At 38.4% G+C, this 18,588-nt stretch carries 18 protein-coding genes; 15 read left to right on the top strand and 3 right to left on the bottom strand.

Annotation, left to right across the window (positions count from 1 at the left end; all coding sequences use genetic code 11):
* Nucleotides 1-11: 11 nt before the first annotated feature.
* On the bottom strand, nt 12-740 hold the full coding sequence (locus tag MR041_RS07420) for a biotin--[acetyl-CoA-carboxylase] ligase (protein ID WP_242092970.1): 729 nt from the start codon (nt 738-740) through the stop codon (nt 12-14).
* 94 nt (nt 741-834) lie between these two features.
* On the opposite strand from MR041_RS07420, the gene rsfS reads away from it, so the two are divergent.
* From rsfS to MR041_RS07390, 6 genes are all read left to right on the top strand, one after another.
* Nucleotides 835-1,206 carry a ribosome silencing factor gene (gene rsfS, locus MR041_RS07415; protein WP_242092969.1) on the top strand — a complete coding sequence of 124 codons (372 nt, stop codon included), beginning with the start codon at nt 835-837 and terminating at the stop codon, nt 1,204-1,206.
* 4 nt (nt 1,207-1,210) lie between these two features.
* Nucleotides 1,211-3,178: an ATP-dependent zinc metalloprotease FtsH gene (ftsH, locus tag MR041_RS07410; protein WP_242092968.1), complete on the top strand. Its 1,968-nt coding sequence runs from the start codon at nt 1,211-1,213 to the stop codon at nt 3,176-3,178.
* A gap of 119 nt (nt 3,179-3,297) precedes the next feature.
* Nucleotides 3,298-3,906: an LUD domain-containing protein gene (locus MR041_RS07405; RefSeq protein WP_242092967.1), complete on the top strand. Its 609-nt coding sequence runs from the start codon at nt 3,298-3,300 to the stop codon at nt 3,904-3,906.
* The gene (locus MR041_RS07400) at nt 3,907-4,728 is read left to right on the top strand and encodes a phosphatidate cytidylyltransferase (protein ID WP_242092966.1); all 822 of its coding nucleotides are present in this window, start codon (nt 3,907-3,909) and stop codon (nt 4,726-4,728) included.
* Nucleotides 4,718-5,374, top strand: coding sequence for a phosphatidylserine decarboxylase family protein (locus MR041_RS07395; RefSeq protein WP_242092965.1), 657 nt, complete (start codon nt 4,718-4,720; stop codon nt 5,372-5,374). Before MR041_RS07400 ends, MR041_RS07395 begins: the two co-directional genes overlap by 11 nt.
* Nucleotides 5,367-5,633: an acyl-CoA-binding protein gene (locus tag MR041_RS07390; RefSeq protein WP_242092964.1), complete on the top strand. Its 267-nt coding sequence runs from the start codon at nt 5,367-5,369 to the stop codon at nt 5,631-5,633. The genes MR041_RS07395 and MR041_RS07390 overlap by 8 nt, the downstream gene beginning before the upstream one ends.
* Nucleotides 5,634-5,640: 7 nt before the next feature.
* Here MR041_RS07390 and lipB read toward each other — a convergent pair whose 3' ends face one another.
* Together lipB and MR041_RS07380 are read right to left on the bottom strand one after the other, a co-directional pair.
* Nucleotides 5,641-6,342 (bottom strand): lipoyl(octanoyl) transferase LipB, encoded by a 702-nt coding sequence (lipB, locus tag MR041_RS07385; RefSeq protein ID WP_242092963.1) that lies wholly within the window; start codon nt 6,340-6,342, stop codon nt 5,641-5,643.
* Between the two features lie 133 nt (nt 6,343-6,475).
* Nucleotides 6,476-6,634, bottom strand: a complete 159-nt coding sequence (locus MR041_RS07380; protein WP_242092962.1) for a YqaE/Pmp3 family membrane protein — start codon at nt 6,632-6,634, stop codon at nt 6,476-6,478.
* Nucleotides 6,635-6,781: 147 nt separating this feature from the next.
* Here MR041_RS07380 and lysS point away from each other — a divergent pair, with 147 nt between their 5' ends.
* From lysS to MR041_RS07335, 9 genes are all read left to right on the top strand, one after another.
* Nucleotides 6,782-8,476 carry a lysine--tRNA ligase gene (gene lysS / locus MR041_RS07375; RefSeq protein WP_242092961.1) on the top strand — a complete coding sequence of 565 codons (1,695 nt, stop codon included), beginning with the start codon at nt 6,782-6,784 and terminating at the stop codon, nt 8,474-8,476.
* Between the two features lie 517 nt (nt 8,477-8,993).
* Nucleotides 8,994-10,859, top strand: coding sequence for a helix-turn-helix domain-containing protein (locus MR041_RS07370; protein WP_242092960.1), 1,866 nt, complete (start codon nt 8,994-8,996; stop codon nt 10,857-10,859).
* A gap of 181 nt (nt 10,860-11,040) precedes the next feature.
* Nucleotides 11,041-11,670, top strand: a complete 630-nt coding sequence (locus MR041_RS07365) for a hypothetical protein (protein WP_242092959.1) — start codon at nt 11,041-11,043, stop codon at nt 11,668-11,670.
* Nucleotides 11,671-12,092: 422 nt separating this feature from the next.
* Nucleotides 12,093-13,061, top strand: a complete 969-nt coding sequence (locus MR041_RS07360; protein ID WP_242092958.1) for a tetratricopeptide repeat protein — start codon at nt 12,093-12,095, stop codon at nt 13,059-13,061.
* Between the two features lie 260 nt (nt 13,062-13,321).
* The gene (locus tag MR041_RS07355; RefSeq protein ID WP_242092957.1) at nt 13,322-13,918 is read left to right on the top strand and encodes a 3-keto-disaccharide hydrolase; all 597 of its coding nucleotides are present in this window, start codon (nt 13,322-13,324) and stop codon (nt 13,916-13,918) included.
* Nucleotides 13,919-14,218: 300 nt separating this feature from the next.
* Complete coding sequence (locus tag MR041_RS07350; RefSeq protein WP_242092956.1) at nt 14,219-15,931, top strand: N-acyl-D-amino-acid deacylase family protein; 1,713 nt, start codon at nt 14,219-14,221, stop codon at nt 15,929-15,931.
* A gap of 98 nt (nt 15,932-16,029) precedes the next feature.
* Nucleotides 16,030-16,509, top strand: a complete 480-nt coding sequence (locus MR041_RS07345; RefSeq protein WP_242092955.1) for a YybH family protein — start codon at nt 16,030-16,032, stop codon at nt 16,507-16,509.
* A gap of 128 nt (nt 16,510-16,637) precedes the next feature.
* The gene (locus tag MR041_RS07340; protein ID WP_242092954.1) at nt 16,638-17,486 is read left to right on the top strand and encodes a hypothetical protein; all 849 of its coding nucleotides are present in this window, start codon (nt 16,638-16,640) and stop codon (nt 17,484-17,486) included.
* Between the two features lie 30 nt (nt 17,487-17,516).
* Entirely contained in the window at nt 17,517-18,521 is a 1,005-nt protein-coding gene (locus MR041_RS07335; RefSeq protein ID WP_242092953.1) for a Kelch repeat-containing protein, read from the top strand.
* Nucleotides 18,522-18,588 lie beyond the last annotated feature (67 nt).

Raw genomic sequence — 18,588 nt, 5'->3', positions numbered from 1 at the left:
TAACCACAGCGCTAATACAGTAATTGAATTTCCTTTAAATCGTATTTCCTGACCACCTCATCTTCAAGCAGGACCATTAATTTTCCATACTTGGTAACCCCCTTTATGAATCCGGAAAATAAGGTACCGTTTTCATTTTTAAACGTTGATGGCTTATTCCTGCGAAACAAATAAGACTCATATTCCTGCTTTACAAGGTCATATTTACCTTCCTGTAGAAGTTTGGAGTAGGCCTTGGTGTGTTTAATTATATAATGCAGGACCTCATCCAAATCATAATGTATTCCAGTTATATTCTTTAAGGAGGAGGCCTGAGGCAAATGTTTAAATTCGGTTTGATTAACGTTCACACCAATGCCTATAATCGTAGAATTGAGCCTGTCTTTTATGACATTTTCAATTAAAATACCGCAAATCTTCATATCTGCTGACAAAATGTCGTTTGGCCATTTAATGCTCAAGTCAGGAATTTGAAAGGATTGTAATGCTTTTAAAATGGCCAGCGAAATGCCCATGCTGATGTAAAACGGGAATTCAACAACATGTTCACTTAAATCCTTAAACAGGCTAAACATAAGGTTTTTACCGCTTTCTGAAGACCAGGAGGTGCCCATTTGTCCTCGCCCCTGAGTTTGGTGTTGGGCTACAACAACGGTGTAATCTTCAACGACTTCATTATAAATCATTTTTCTCAAAAATGCATTTGTCGAATCGATGGCATCAAGTTTGATTATATGCATGGGTAATGAGGTGCTAAACCTTATGAATCTTAAATATATTTTAAAGCATAAAGAACTAAAAAAATAATAACTTTGCACAAATTAAAAAAAATTAATGGCGAAAGAAAAAATAAGTCCAGACCAATTGATATCGGTTGTAGTTAATGGAATTGAAGATGTAAAAGGCAAGGAAATAAGTATTTTAGATTTAAGAGATATTGAAAATACGGTTTGTGATTATTTTATAATTTGCGAGGGTACTTCGAATACGCAAGTTACCGCTATAGTAAATTCAATTCAGAAAAAAGTCAGCAAGGAACTCAAGGATAATCCCTGGCATACGGAAGGATTAGATAATGCCGAATGGGTGCTCATCGATTACGTTAATGTGGTGGTACATGTTTTTCAAAAACATATCAGGGAATATTACGATATCGAAAGCCTTTGGGGAGATGCAAAAACAACAGTTATAGAAACGAGCTACTAAAAACATGTCGAATAACAAAAAAAATTCAAAAGATAAAAAACCAAAACTGAGTCCGTACTGGATTTACGGTATTATTATTTCAATATTTCTGGGATTCCAATTATTCAATAGTGGGGGGAGCCAGGAGGGTAAAAGTACAACCCCCGCCGATTTTTTTGAGTACTTAGAAAATGGGGATGTAGAGCGTGTTGAGGTGATAACCAACCTCGGTGTTGCCAAAGTCTATTTAACCACGGAGGCCCAGACCAAGGAAATACACAAAAAGGCCAAACCGCAGTCCTTTTTCCCTTCTGCGACGAGATTGCCTAATTATAAGTTTGAATTTGGTGCCCTTGAAATTTTTCAAACCAAATTAGATGATGCCATAAAGGATCTGGACGTAAAACCGACCGTTGAATTTGATAAAGATGAGGACGGACTGTGGGGTAGTTTATTGCTCAACCTGTTGCCATTCATTTTATTAATCGCGGTCTGGATCTTTATCATGCGTCGTATGTCCGGTGGTGGTGCAGGTGGCGCCGGTGGACAGATATTCAACATCGGAAAATCAAAGGCCAAATTATTCGACCAGAACACAGAGGTGAAAACGACATTTAAAGACGTTGCCGGTCTGGAGGGCGCTAAGGAAGAAGTTCAGGAGATTGTAGACTTTTTGAAATTCCCAGAAAAATACACCACATTAGGTGGTAAAATTCCCAAGGGAGCCCTGTTGGTTGGACCTCCGGGAACCGGTAAAACCTTATTGGCAAGGGCCGTGGCAGGTGAGGCTAAAGTTCCTTTCTTCTCCTTATCGGGATCGGATTTTGTGGAAATGTTTGTTGGTGTTGGTGCCTCCCGTGTGCGTGACCTTTTCAAGCAAGCTAAAGAAAAATCGCCATCGATTATATTTATTGACGAAATAGATGCCATTGGACGTGCTCGAGGCAAAAATGCCATTTCCGGGAGTAATGACGAACGTGAAAATACCCTGAACCAATTGCTAACCGAAATGGATGGCTTTGGAACCAATGCCAATGTTATTGTAATTGCTGCAACGAACAGAGCCGATATTCTGGATAAAGCACTGATGAGAGCGGGACGTTTCGACCGACAAATTTTTGTCGATCTTCCCGATGTAAGAGAGCGTAAGGAGATATTTGAAGTGCATTTAAGACCACTCAAAAAGGCCAAGGATTTAGATACTGATTTCCTGGCAAAACAGACCCCCGGTTTTTCAGGTGCAGATATCGCCAACGTATGTAATGAAGCGGCCTTAATAGCGGCCAGAAATGGTAAAAAAGCGGTTGACAAACAGGACTTTTTGGATGCGGTAGACCGAATTGTTGGAGGTTTGGAGAAGAAGAATAAAATCATTACCCCTAGTGAAAAAAAGGCGGTTGCCTATCACGAAGCCGGTCATGCCACCGTGAGTTGGATGCTGGAACATGCTGCCCCACTGGTTAAGGTAACCATTGTGCCTCGTGGAAGGTCCTTGGGTGCCGCATGGTACTTACCTGAAGAGCGGTTGATTGTAAGGCCGGAACAAATGCTTGATGAAATGTGTGCAGCACTGGGTGGACGCGCTGCGGAAAAGGTTATTTTTGACGAAATATCTACAGGAGCCCTCAGTGACCTTGAAAAGGTAACTAAGCAGGCAAGAGCAATGGTAACCATTTACGGTCTCAGTGACAAGATTGGTAACCTCACCTATTATGATTCATCCGGTCAGAACGAATTCGGTTTTACAAAACCCTACAGTGAGCAAACGGCGGAACTCATAGATAAAGAAATATCTGATATCATTGAGGAACAGTATCAACGTGCCATTAAAATCCTGGAACAAAATAAAGATAAGTTGACCCAGTTAGCAGAGGTTCTGCTTGAAAAAGAGGTTATTTTTAAGGATAATCTCGAAAAAATATTTGGCAAACGGGCCTTCGAAAAAGAAGAACAGAAAAAAGAAGAACAGGAAGAAGAAGTTAAAGAAAAGTAATGTAATTGACTTTATTTTCTGTTCCGACAGGTAAAAATCTTAAATTAACCATATGGTTAGTTTAAGATTTTTTATATTTGATAGACCCCACAATATAATTGACTAATAGCAACATCTAAATGAGTCTTTTTAGAAAAATTTTTGGTTTGAAATCTAAGGTAAAAGATGAAGAACTAAAAACAACCGAAAGAAGTAAATACATGCCGGAGATCAAGTTGCCAATAGACGAGAGGTTTACAATAAACTTTAAAGCTAATGGGGGTAAGTTCCTGTATTGTGAAAACTTAGATGAAATTTTTCAGAACCTACAAAATATCCTTATAGAAAATGGCTGGGAGGAAAAGAAGGTATTGCTTCTGGACGAGCAGCTGGAAAGTAAATTTAAAGATTCCCAATTAAATGCGACACGAAAAATAAATGATGCTAAATTTTTCCTCACTACCTGTGAAAATCTGATAGCAAATGACGGATCCCTGCTTATATCTTCCAAACAGATCTACGAAAAGAAGTTAACCGAACTTCCGTTTAATTTTGTGGTTTTTGCAACGACAAGTCAAATTGTAGAAAGTATAGGAGAAGGGCTTCGTGTTATAAAATCTAAGAGCAGAAAAAAAATACCAACGAACATTACCACGATAAAACATTTCAAATCTGCCGATGAGAAAGACTTTTTAAGTTATGGCAGCAGTGCCAAAAATCTGTACCTCTTACTTCTAGAAGACTTATAAATGAAGGAATTTTTAATTCGCGGATTATCGGGCTTACTCTATATCATCCTGCTCATATCATGCATGAATTCGGAACATGCCTTTCTTATCCTTTTATTTGTTTTCGGATTCATATGCCTCATTGAATTTCAAAAGCTAATACAACTCAAAAGTAAACTCCCCTATTTTATTTTTACCCTACTATACGGCATATTTGGGTATTGGCAGGAAGTGTTACAATCGAATGGAGGTTTGGATGAAGCGACACAAATATTATCCGTAATTACCATTTTTGTCCTGTTATTCTTAATTAAAGATCTGTTTTCGGAAAAAGTCATTCCTCTGTTCATGACCAAGAGGTTCATCCTGACAACATTTTATCTGTCCAGTGGTTTTGTCTTTCTGGTATTGATCACCAATTTTTATCCAACCTATGATCCCACAATTTTACTTGGGGCATTTATACTGGTTTGGGTCAACGATTCGTTTGCCTATCTGATTGGTAAAAATTTTGGAAAGCAAAAACTATTTGAAAAAATATCACCAAAAAAAACGGTTGAAGGCTTCCTGGGAGGGCTGTTTTTTTCCTGTATTGCAAGCTATTTTATCGCTACCTTTACAGATACCTTAAGTTTTACAAGTTGGCTTATTTTAGCAAACATTGTAAGTGTTTTTGGAACCTTAGGCGATTTGGTGGAATCGAAATTTAAAAGACAGGCAGGCGTTAAAGACAGCGGTGTAATCATGCCTGGACATGGCGGGTTATTGGACCGATTGGACAGCATCATTTTTGCGGCACCTTTTATATATTTGTTTTTAAGACTACTTAAATATGTTTCATAAGGAAGGGCATAAAATTATAATTGTCACTTTTATTGCCGTTGTAACCGGAATTTTATTGACGGATCATTTTGTGGCCATTCCATGGTTACGCCTATCTCTGACGATAGTGCTCCTTTTGCTATTGATCCTTATTCTACAATTTTTTAGAAATCCCAAACGACACACTCAGATCGATGAATCCGCAGTTGTATCCCCTGTAGATGGTAAGGTGGTGGTCATTGAAGAGGTTTTTGAAAAAGAATATTTTAAGGATAAGCGGATACAGATCAGTGTTTTTATGTCTCCGATAAATGTGCATGTTACGCGCTATCCGACAAGTGGAGAGGTTATTTACAGCAAATATCATCCGGGTAAATATCTGGTAGCCTGGCACCCAAAAGCCAGTGAGGAAAACGAACGCACTACAGTAGTGATTAACAATGCATCCATGGGTGATATTTTATACCGTCAAATTGCGGGCGCCATGGCCAAACGCATTGTTAATTATGCGCAATCCGGGGATCAGGTCATTCAGGGATCAGACTCCGGGTTCATCAAATTTGGCTCCAGAGTGGATGTTTTTTTGCCCTTGGATACAAAAATTGAAGTACATTTGGGACAAAAAGTTAAAGGGGGTGAAAGTGTTATTGCGAAAATGAATGAGTAAATCCGATCTGGACATAGCATTTCAAGAAGCCGTACAACGGGTTAACGAATACACCGATCCCTTTCCTGCCGATACCCTTTTAAAGCTCTATGCCTACTATAAAAAAGCCACCAATAACTATGGTAAACCCAGTAGCAGGAAGCCTATAATCAATGCCTTTAAAACCAATGCGTTGTTCCAGGTACAAAACATTAGCCAAAAGGAGGCCAAAAAAAAATACATTGAATTGGTGAACAATTATTTCTTATACCGGGAGTAACCCTCAATTATCCCTTCACATCGGCATTGAACAGCGCTTTAAAATGACGGATTAATTTGTGCTTAACCTCCTGTGTATCTAAACTTTTAACTCCAAGTTCAACATTCAGAGAAGTCACACCTTTCCCTCGAATTCCGCAAGGAATGATATGATCAAAATAACCTAAATCGGCATTGACGTTCAACGCAAAACCATGCATGGTGACCCATCGGCTGGCGCGAACCCCCATAGCACAGATTTTACGAGCAAAGGGCGTGTCTACATCAAGCCAAACACCCGTCTCACCTTTACTACGGGTCGCTTTTAAACCGTATTCGGCCAGGGTTAAGATAATCATTTCTTCAAGTAAGCGAAGGTATTTGTGAATGTCAGTAAAAAAGTTCTCAAGATCTAAAATAGGATACCCCACTATCTGACCTGGACCGTGATAGGTAATATCGCCCCCACGGTTTATTTTATAAAATACGGCCCCCTTCTCGGCAAGTTGCCGCTCATTTAAAAGCAAATTGGATGCATCACCACTTTTACCAAGGGTATAGACATGGGGGTGCTCTACAAACAAAAAGTAGTTCCCGGTTTCCAACTGGGTTTCCTGATGCCTGTTTTTAATTTTAGTATCGACAATCCCTCTGAATAATTGCTCCTGATAATCCCAGGTTTCTTTGTAATCTTTAAATCCGAGATCCTGCAATTCGACATGCTTATTCATAGGCTGCAAAAGTACATGAAATTTTTCATTTCGATGATCTAAACACCCTAATTAAGGGCATGAATACGATTCACAAAACAGACCATAACCAGATGTCATCCTGTGATGACAGAATGAGAACCTAAAGAATGACTTAACGATTCGGGTTATTCAGAATAACCAGGGCTGCAATAACTCCGGGCACCCAACCGCATAGCCATAATAAAAAGACGATAAATACAGAACCGCACCCCTTATCTATGACAGCCAGGGGTGGGCAAATAATGGACAATAGCACTCTCCAAAAGCTCATGTGAGTAATGTTTTTAATTGATGACACCAATTGGACGTCAGGCCGTTGCATTTGTTACAGCACCCTTTAAAAATCATGAGGGCTAAATCGCAAAACGCAAATCAAATGATTATCTTTGCGCCAATAAATTTTCAACGTATTAGGAGCATGGCGCAATTATCAGAACAAGAATTGGTTCGTAGAGAGAAACTGGCAAAATTACGTGAATTGGGCATCAATCCCTATCCGGCCGATTTATATCCCGTGGAGGATACGTCAAAATCCATAAAAATTAATTTTAAGGAAGGTGACCAGGTGGTTATTGCGGGTCGTTTGATGTCAAGGCGTATTCAGGGCAATGCCAGTTTTGCCGAACTTCAAGATGCTGAAGGACGCATACAATTGTATTTTAACAGGGATGAGATTTGTTCAGGAGAGGATAAAACCAAATACAACACAATTTATAAAAGGCTTCTGGATATAGGCGATTTTATAGGTATTGAGGGCGAACTGTTTACAACGAAAGTCGGTGAAAAGACAGTTATGGTCAAGGACTTCACCTTATTGAGTAAAGCTCTTAAACCCCTGCCCTTACCTAAGTTGGATGCCGAAGGCAACATTCATGATAAATTTGATGATCCGGAATTACGTTACCGTCAGCGTTATGCCGATTTGGTGGTAAACCCACATGTTAAATCCATTTTCGTAAAGCGTACCAAACTGTTCAACGCCATGCGTCAATTCTTTAATGATGCGGGCTATTTTGAAGTAGAAACCCCAGTGCTGCAACCCATAGCAGGTGGTGCGGCTGCACGTCCCTTCGTCACCCATCACAATGCACTGGATATTCCGTTGTACATGCGGATTGCAAATGAATTATACCTGAAACGGTTAATCGTTGGAGGATTTGACGGGGTGTATGAGTTCTCCAAAAATTTCCGTAATGAAGGTATGGACCGTACCCATAATCCGGAATTCACCGCCATGGAAATTTATGTGGCCTACAAGGATTATAATTGGATGATGGATTTCTGTGAGCGTCTTTTGGAGCACTGTGCCATTGCTGTAAATGGGACCACCAAAGCCACTTTTGGTGCATATGAGATCGATTTTAAAGCCCCTTATCCCAGGGTTACGATGACAGATGCTATAAAGGAATTTACAGGTTTTGATATTACTGGTAAAAGCGAAGCCGACATCAGGCAGGCTGCACAGGACATGGGTATAGAGGTGGATGACACCATGGGTAAAGGGAAACTGATTGACGAGATATTTGGTGAAAAATGTGAAGGCAACTACATTCAACCAACTTTCATAACAGACTATCCAAAGGAAATGAGTCCCTTGTGCAAGGAACACCGCAGCAATCCGGAATTAACCGAACGCTTTGAGTTAATGGTATGCGGTAAGGAAGTGGCCAATGCCTACTCCGAATTAAATGACCCCATAGATCAGCGTGAGCGATTCGAGCACCAAATGGAATTGGCTAAAAAAGGGGATGATGAAGCCACCGGTACTATCGATTACGATTTTTTACGGGCCTTGGAATATGGCATGCCACCAACCTCCGGCATGGGTATTGGAATGGACCGACTGCTCATGTTTTTAACCAACAACCAATCCATACAGGAAGTCCTGTTCTTCCCTCAAATGAAACCCGAGCGGAAACAGGTGGACCTCAGTGAGGATGAAAAGGCCGTGTTAAAACTCCTTAAAGGCAGCTCTCCGATGGATTTGGTAAGCCTCAAAACACAATCGGGATTGAGTAATAAGAAATGGGATAAGACCATTAAAGGCCTGACAGGTAAAAAAGTAGCCAGGGTCATTAAGAACGAAGAAGGCCTTTTTGTTGAGGTTCTTTAGTTCAACGATCGTTGTCCTGATCGTGTTCGAGTATCTTATAAAACTTAAAGGGAATTGTAAAATGTGATTCCCTTTTATAATACAAATAATTGAAATAGATTCTCTATTTGTGCAATGAATTGATGACCGGAAGAATCAGATGCTAAATTGCATTGAGAAATTTTGCACTATGTATTGACAGATTTCTGTGACTCATTTCAAAAAAACGGATACTTCTTAAAATTCCATAGTAAAAATCCCTTCCTATTACTTTTGAGTTGAACGTTTTCTATAAATCTGTTAGGGAAAAAAGGCCTTCAAATATTCAGAATTAGCATCTTTATACCGTTTTAATTTTTATGCAACATCGTCTATAATAGTTATCACCACTAACTAAATTGAATCCTAAAGTTAATCTGCTTGTCCTTATTATGTCAGGTTGTATCGAATAATATTGGATATTTTCTTCATGTGTGTTAATTTTAATACAGTAATTCCCCTCCTCTATACCGATTCTTATTACTCTTAGTTAGAACGAATGATACAGGACGATACATTAATATCGAAATTAAAGACTATAGTTCTTGAGAACCTTCAAAATGAGCAATTTGGCGTTGAAGATTTATCAAAAATAATAGGACTGAGTCGTTCTCATCTGCATAGAAAATTAAAGAAGTTAAAATCACAATCCATAAGCCAGTTCATTAGAGAGGTCAGGCTTCAGGAAGCTCACAAATTACTTCAGCAAGATACATATTCAATATCTGAAATAGCATATCAAGTAGGTTTTGGAAGTACCTCTTATTTCCACAAATGTTTTCACGAATATTACGGGTACCCCGCTAGTGAGGCAAAAAAACATATTAACAAAGAATCCTTTAAACAACGAGAGGAAAAGAGAAGGCTCTTCAATTTTAAATATCAAAATAAAACAACTTATAAGTTTATTGCGCTTATAGTTATTTCCTTTTTTGCCGGTTATTTACTAATTAACCATTTTGCAAACAATAAGGTTTTATCTCCCAATGATAAATCCATTGCTGTATTACCATTTAAAAACATTAGCGGTGATGAAGAAAATCAGTTTTTTGCTGATGGGCTGGTTGAAGGACTCTTAAATAGGTTAGCCACCTTAGAGGAATTCAAAGTTATTTCACGCACCTCATCAGAAATTTACAAACATAACACGACAAAAACCATCCCTACGATAGCATCGGAATTGGGTGTATCCTACATTCTAGAAGGAAGTATTCAGAAGCATGAGCATAAAGCCAGAATAACGGTTCAGCTCATCGATGCTGCTCGCGACGATCATGTTTGGATTAAGAGTTTTGACAGAGAGTTATCTGATATTTTTAATATACAAAGCGAAATAGCTATCCAAATAGCTTCAGACTTGAATACAACACTTTCAGAACAACAAACTTCAAAGATAAAAAAGAATCTAACTGAAATTATTGAAGCCTATAGATTGTATCAATTAGGTAGATTTTATTGGGGTAAACGGCTAAAAAAGGATTATGCCACTGCCATAGCGTATTTTAACAAAGCTATAGATAAAGACCCGAATTACGCTTTGGCTTATGCAAGTTTGGGCGATACTTATTTCTTAAAAATTTGGGTATCTCAAAGCCGTGAGGAGATCGGAGAAAACAGATTAAAGGCTGAATACTACGCTTTAAAAGCTTTAGATTTGGATCCTAATCTCGTAGAGGCTCATACCGTATTGGCCTCCCTTTACTTCTATATAGACTGGGAATGGGAAAAAGCTAACCAAGCATTTGCCAGGGCTTTCGAAGTGGGAACCAACAATTCTACGCTGCATCATAGATATTCAGAATACCTTAGTAGCATTGGCAAACATGAAGAAGCAAGATTGCATATAAATGCAGCTCTCGAACTTGATCCATTATCATATATAGTAAGAGAGGTAAGTGCCAAACTTTATTTAAATAGAGGGCAATTTCAAGAAGCTATAGACGAATCAAAAATGGCGGGCGATTTGAATATGGACCACATACGACCCCCACTATACCAGTTTTTTGGACATTATATGCTCAAAAATGACGAACTGGCTTTAGAAAATTTAAAACAGCTCAGAACTGTACTAAAAAACAGCACGACTGATAAGGTTTTGGAAAGCATTTTTAAAATCTCCGGAAGAAGAGGGTTAATGACATGGTGTGTAGAAAATATCCCCGACAAGTATTTTAAAACCAAAAGTCTGGTGTTTTTGGGTGAGAATGAAAAAGCGATACATGAGCTTGAAGAACTTTATGAGAGTGGAAGACGTTTACCAGATGTCCCCTATTGGTATTCTCCTAATAGTTTAGAAACACACCCGCGTTTTATTGCCTTAATGAATAAAATGAATTTGCCCTATACGCCGACTTCCCTGCCATAAATTGGTCTTAATCTTCTAAAAATAAAAGCCCGTTATCTGTCCTGCAACATAGTTTCATCAAACAACATAGTTTTTAAAAAAATTTAAGGTTTTTGCAACATAGTTTCTTTACATCATGTACATTTTTTATCCAACTTTATAGATATAAATGTATTGTAATACCTTATAAAAACATATCATTATGAAAACTATAAAATTATTGAGTGTAGTCCTTTTAAGTCTTTTTCTTTTTACAGCCTGTGATGATTCAACAGATGCGTTTGAATCAGAACAAAGTTTATTTGAAGTGGACAATATGGCCTCAAAATCCAGAATTGAAAAAAGTTTGCCTTTAAAAGCTACCTTTACAGTGTGGCGAGCAGAGACTCCCGGTTCCCAGTCATGTGATGTTGGTTTTAGTGAAACCATGATGTTGAAGGGAAATGGTAAAATGACCCACCTCGGGCAGCTGCAGGAACTCTTTATGAGATTTTGTTCAATGCCTACTCCCGAAGTTATCTTTCCTGTAAACTATTCATTTATTGAAACCGGTAAATTTGTAGCTGCCAATGGAGACGAATTGCACTGTATAATCGAGTCAGGCCAGATATGGCCATATACGGGAGATAATCCTAAGTATCAACTCTATTTTAATGACGATATATTATTTATTGGAGGTACTGGCCGTTTTAAAGGCGCATCCGGATGGGCTAAAACCAATGCCTATGTTCATCCGGGAACTACCGATAATGACGGAGAGGATCCTTTTTATACCGATTTCTTTATAAACGAAGGAGAATTAATCATTATACCTGGTAGTGCATCAGAATAAGCACTAAAAACAAGAAAAGTCTTGATAAAATGGGAATCTTAGTGTACGGATTCCCTTTTTTATTTAAACGATTTTCTCTATTGCAAAACAAATCCGGTAAATAATAATGGTACCACCAAATATCCCCAAATCATAAGGCTATTAGTAGATTCTCTGTCTCAAAATTGGGAGTGATGAAATACATCCTAACACATAAAATAGTTAAGAATGTGTCCTTCTGTGGCTTTGAGTCTTTAACATTTATCCATCCAAATAATTCTAACATAAATTTTCTTTAAATTTATTGGTATATACACCCCGAAAATGAGATCACCCCGATTTAAAAATAGATTCTGAGTCAAAAAGATAATGTTTGATTTATTAAAGATATGAGAGTTAAAACATTGATGATTCTTTTTGGAATCATAAACAGTTGTTTTTTAATGGGCCAAACTAGCCTAGAGGACTCTATCGTATCTTCGATCCTAAACTTTTCGGAAAGAGCCTTATATGAGGCCAGGTTTGAAGAAGCAAAGGCTATCGTTAACCTTTCATATTTTAAAAATTTTAAGGGCTATAAGATTGAACATGAGATCCTTTTATCAGTTCAGAAATTGAGAATTGATGGCATAGCAAATAATGTTTTCAATAAAGGAACAGATCACAGAGAAAACCTGAATACGCTCCTTAAATTTTTACCCGATTCTAAGGAGGTTGAAGACACTGAAGTTCTGGGAGACCTGTTTTTTGCTTTATCACAGGCCTATCGTTCTCATAACAATATTGACTCATCATTAATTTATCGCAATAAATCACTACACATTTTTGAGAGCACTGGTAATTTCGAAAAAATAGCTGAATTAAGAGCTTATGATATTTCCGTTAAGCACAATATGCTACTTCAGAGGGGCGAAAGAGATAAAATATTAGAATTAATTCCCGAATACGAAAAAGAGATCAAAGCGAGTAACCTTTGCAGTAAGTACGTTCTAGCATACAACACGCGACATTTAGCACAGATTCACAGAAGGCAAACATTAGATTATGAAAAAGCGCTGCAATTATTTAAGTGGTCCCTGGACTTGAGACTTGAAATTGGTTTTAAACCTTATTTGCCGGCATCATATTCATCTCTCGGCGATGTTTACATGAAAATGGGTGAAGATAAACTAGCCATTGAAATGTATGCAGAATCTTCCAAATTAGCAGAGGAAATTGGATTTATTAGATTTCAACTCTATCCAAACTTGCAGATAGGAGATATTTATCTGAATAAACAACAAACAGAAAAAGCGTATGAATATTATCTAAAAGCGCTAAAACTAGCCTCAAAAAATAATTTTTCATTGGGTATTGATCAATCCATTGAAAGAATCAAAAAACTTAATACAACAAGATATAAAATGAATTAAAAATGCATCTTAAACCGGCCATTGTAATTCAATAAAACAAACCAAAAATCAATGATAAAAATCTTTAGAAAAACTGGATGGAGTTTAATTTCGAAAGGAAAGTCTGGAATGTACCGTTTTATGGTTTTGTTCCCTTAAATCCATCGTGCTTTCCTGTCTTAAATCAATTATCATTATATTTATCGGCGTTTGTACAATTGCCTCCATCTGAGGAATGGCTTGAATAGGTACAGGCATAACATCTAAAACAATAATTAACTATGAAACACCTTTTTTTAACCATGCTAAGTGCCCTACTTATTACGGGAGCAGCTTATGGACAAACAACATCCTTGTTTAATGGCAAAAACTTAGAGGGCTGGCATATATACGGCACTGAAAAATGGTATGTTGAAGATGGCATGCTTGTTTGTGAAAGTGGCCCCGATAAAGAATATGGTTATCTGGGCACAGAAAAGCATTACAAAGATTTTATACTCACCTTGGAGTTCAAGCAAAATAGCAATGGCAATAGTGGCGTCTTTATACGGTCTACTGTCGAGGGTACTAAAGTCAGTGGCTGGCAGGTAGAAGTTGCGCCACCGGGAAACCATACCGGGGGCATATACGAATCTTATGGCCGTGGTTGGCTTATTAAACCAGATCCCGAAAAGGAAAAGGTCTTAAAAGAAGGGCAATGGAATAAAATGAAAATTAAAGTGCAGAACAGCAAAATTACCTCATGGCTAAATGGCATTAAGATGGTGGATCTTGAGGATGAAAAAATAGGCATGGGAGAAGGTGGAATCGTCCTCCAGATACATAGCGGCGGGGATGTTAAGGTAAGCTGGAAAAACATTGAAATAAAAACACTTTAAGCGCTTTTAAATTATTTGGAACCTTAGCCCCTCTGCATCTCGTGACATACGATGGCCTTAGGGATTTATGCAAAATATGTGATCACCCTTAAAGGACGATAGGCAATAAAGTAGCTCTGGTCCTGAAATACGACAAAGCCTTTTTTGTTGAGTTGGTATACCGCCGCTTATATTGAAGTTGTCATTCCTGGAATTTATTCACTTAACTTATTGATAACCCGTCAATTTTATTGAAATTTCCTTAACTTTAATGAAATCCCGGAACGGAACATAACGCGTTTACGGGCATTCTTAAATTTTATGTATACAATCTTCCGAACAACAAAATTAATCGTTCAACTCTTCGTCGCTTCAATCATTTTTTGCGGGTGCTCTACATCCGAACCATTTGATGTATTGATTAAGAACGGTCTAATCATTGACGGATCGGGTGAGGTTCCATTTACAGGGGACATTGGGATTAGAGCCGACACGATTGCGGTTATTGGCAAATTGCCCGGGGCAAGAGGACATTTGGAAATCGATGCCTCGGGTTTGGTGGTGGCGCCCGGTTTCATAAACATGCTTAGTTGGGCCAATGAATCACTGATAGAAGATGGCACCTCCCAAAGTGATATCCGGCAAGGTGTAACGCTGGAAGTTTTTGGAGAGGGAAGTTCCATGGGACCATTGAATGAAAGCATGAAAAAACAATGGTTAGATGGCCAGGGTGATATAAGCTATGATATCGAATGGAGCACCTTGGGTGAATATCTTGAATTTATGGTTAAAAAAGGGGTTTCTCCTAATATCGCATCATTTGTTGGCGCCACAACCCTTCGGGTTAATACAATAGGATATGATGACAGGGAACCCACAGCTGAGGAACTCGAACAAATGAAATTATTGGTACGCCAAGCGATGGAAGAGGGTGCATTGGGCATTGGTTCATCCCTGATTTATGCACCGGCATTCTTTGCCAGTACTGAAGAACTCATTGAGATCTGTAAAGTCGCCGCAGAATATGAAGGCATGTACATATCTCATTTGAGAAGCGAAGGTCAGAACATATTAGAGAGTTTAGACGAATTGATAGACATAGCAGACAAAGCGAATATAAGGGCTGAAGTATATCACCTCAAACTCAGTGGGAAAGCAAATTGGCACAAATACGACAAGGTGACCTCAAAGATTGACTCGGCACGTTCTGCTGGATTGCACATTACGACAAATATGTATACCTATACTGCCGGATCTACAGGCTTAGATGCTTCCATGCCGCCCTGGGTACAGGAAGGAGGTTATAAAGAATGGGCACGTCGGTTAAGAGATCCGGAAATTCGCAGACAAGTATTTGAGGAAATGACCACGCCATCCAAACATTGGGAAAGCTTGATGCAAGATGCGGGTTCTGCAGAAAACATGCTGCTAATCGGTTTTAAAAATGACAGTCTGAAATACCTCACCGGCAAAACCCTGGCAGAAGTGGCCAGAATGCGCAACTTATCACCGGAAGAAACCGCAATGGATCTGGTGATACAGGATGGCAGTCGTGTGGGGACCGTCTATTTCTTAATGTCAGAGGAAAACATAAAAAAGAAAATAGCTTTGCCTTACATGAGTTTTTGTTCAGATTCCAGATCGTCCGCTCCCGAAGGTGTTTTCCTTAAATCGAGCGTACACCCCAGAGCCTATGGTAATTTCGCCCGTCTGCTAGGCAAATATGTGCGAGATGAAAAGGTTATTCCCATAGAGGAAGCCATCTATAAACTAACCACCCTTCCGGCTACAAATATGAAAATAAAAAAACGTGGTGCATTAAAGGAAGGCTATTATGCCGATTTGGCACTATTCAATCCGAATGAAATCCAGGATCATGCGACCTATGATAAACCTCAGCAGTTTGCAACCGGAATGATACATGTGTTTGTAAATGGGGTTCAGGTACTCAATGAAGGTGAACATACCGGAGCATTACCGGGACGTGTTGTTCGAGGTCCGGGATATAGAAATAAATCAGTTAACAATGAATAAATACAGGTGCTAAACCCATTGATTGCAAGAAGAGAACAGGTATATCAGGCCCCTTAGAAATGGGACAACATCTTGAACCACAATTAAAACAGATAGTCATGAAAACAAAATTTTCCAAGGTATTAGGTTCATCCCTTCTCATAACTTTAATTTTCATCCTGGGATGTGTCCAAAAAGAAAATCAACCGACCTCTGAAAATGAACACGTCACTCTGTCTCGATTGGAGAAGGAAATTGAATCAAAGCTCCGAGAATTTGAGAAGAACTTAAAAAATGGGGACTCGATTGCATTGGGTAACATGTACCTGGTAGATGCTGTAATCATGCCTTCCCTTGTGGGAACAGAACGAATTGTGAAGAATTTCGGAAGCATGATTCGCGATAGTATTACCGGATCGAACTTTAAGACCACCGGGCTTTGGGGCAATGATGCTTTGCTCGTTGAAGAAGGAACCGGTGTTTGGTCTCACGCAAATGGACAGGTTGTGGGACGTGGTAAATATTTGGTGGTGTGGAAAAAAGAGGATGGCGAATGGAAAATACTCAGGGATAGCTGGTATCCCGAAAAAAAGAAGTAAATCATTTTAGATGACTTTTTTATCCAAGATTTACAGCGATTCCAACAATAGACCAACCACCAAATAAAATGGTCTATCGTTACAAGTCCTATTTCTCACCATTTTAAATTAAAATGTACATCTCGTCTATGTCAGTGAAAACTAATATTCAAAACCAACCGTTCCTACTACTATGGGTAATGTTATCATTCTTTGGATGTACTAAACTCTTATTTGAAAACCCTGTTCCAAATAAAGTTGAAATTGTACTGGTTTTACCTGAATTCTTCCATGGCAAATTTCTCAAGTTAGGAGAACAGACCTACTATGAATTTGAAAGAATAAATGAAAAACACTGCATCATTTACAGTACGGAATGGATACAAAAGGATTCCATCAATTCCCTTATTGAGAGTGCTAAAAATGATTCTACTTCTGTAGAATTACGAGAAAGCACAATAATTATAAAGGAAAAAGACACCGTACAAAAAATAAAACTTAGGTTGAAGAACAACCGCTATTATACCGAAAAAAAACCGGCCTATGAATTGAACCTTGAAAAAGGCTATTTTATAGATGACTTTGACACACAACATAAAAAGAACGCTGTGCTCAAAGTTTACGAACAAAGGTATTTTCTAAACATTCTTGACAATGAAGAAAAATGGTTTGCCATATGGCTGGAAAATAAAAATGATAGTTTAATTATACACAACAGTTCCATTTCGGACAAGTCCTTCAAGGATAATCTGGATTATTATAATGACATTACGAAAATTGATGAAATTGAAGACAAGACCTATTTAGCCAACCCTTCGGATATCGAATTTTTTAAACTTTTAGAAGAACCCTCCCTATTCAATAAAGAGATATGGGTAAGAGTCAATGATAAGCGGCAATGGAAGATCACGGGGACAATAATAGGAATCAGTATTCTGGTTCTATTTATACTATTTATGGTCCTCAGAACATCAATTGACAAAAATAGACTAACTTAGAACGACAGCTATAAATGTCATAAATATAAAATGAATCTGTCAATTACTAAGCACTATTATGTCTTCTTCGTATCATTAGTCGTATCCATTATACCTTTATCAGAAATCACGGGACAGGAGGCTAAAGAACATAATGACCCCGGGGCAAGATGGGGTCATGTTATGATCTATGATCCTGTAAATAAGAATATGCTGCTCTTTGGGGGAACCAACAAAAAAGGAGGTGAATTTCTGGGCGACACCTGGATTTGGGAAAATAATCAATGGAAACAGATGACCGTTTCCGGTCCTTCTGCCAGAGGCTTTTGTGCCGTCACTTTTGACAAAGTAAGACGTTCGATCATTTTACATGGTGGTCGTGGAAATAACAGGGTGACCTATTCAGACCTGTGGGAATGGAATGGTTCAGTATGGTCTCAAATTGAAGAAAATAGTGATTATAAAGCGGATCATCATCAAATGGTGTATTTGAGTAATCAAAATACAATACTGGCCTTTGGTGGGTGGAATGGCGAAGATGTTATTGGCACAACATGGATGTGGTCAGATGGGTGGCATAAATTAAATATCCCTTCTCCCCCAAAAAGAGCTTCCTATGCCATGATTTATGATGAAATAAACAACTGTGCCCTGTTATACGGTGGCTTGTGGATCAGTGGACAATATGCCGATCTGTGGAAATGGTCTAATAATCAATGGCAGTCTTTAAGTGGCCCATACGACAATTCATCTCTTGATCATCATGCCATGATTTACGATAAAAAATCGAACAAAATCATTGGTTTTGGCGGTAAGAATTACCGTTATGTCTTCCAAAATGTGACATTTAAAATAGAGAACAATCAAATACATGTTATAGACAGAGGAGGACCGACAAGACGACATAGTTTTGGATTTACATACGATTCCTATGAGAACTTTGGTTATCTATACGGCGGGAAAGCATATGTTGATGGCGAACAACTTCCTCTGAATGATTTTTGGAGATGGGATGGAGAAAAATGGGAAGCATTATCTCAAAGGAATACTGAATAATATTATAAAACCTCCAAACTCATAAATAGTCCGTTAAATAAGTAGTGCATTAACAACATGTCTTAAT

Origin of the sequence: Aestuariivivens sediminicola (genome assembly GCF_022662015.1) — a bacterium.
GTDB lineage: Bacteria > Bacteroidota > Bacteroidia > Flavobacteriales > Flavobacteriaceae > Aestuariivivens > Aestuariivivens sediminicola.
This window is presented reverse-complemented; position numbering and strand designations above follow the sequence as displayed.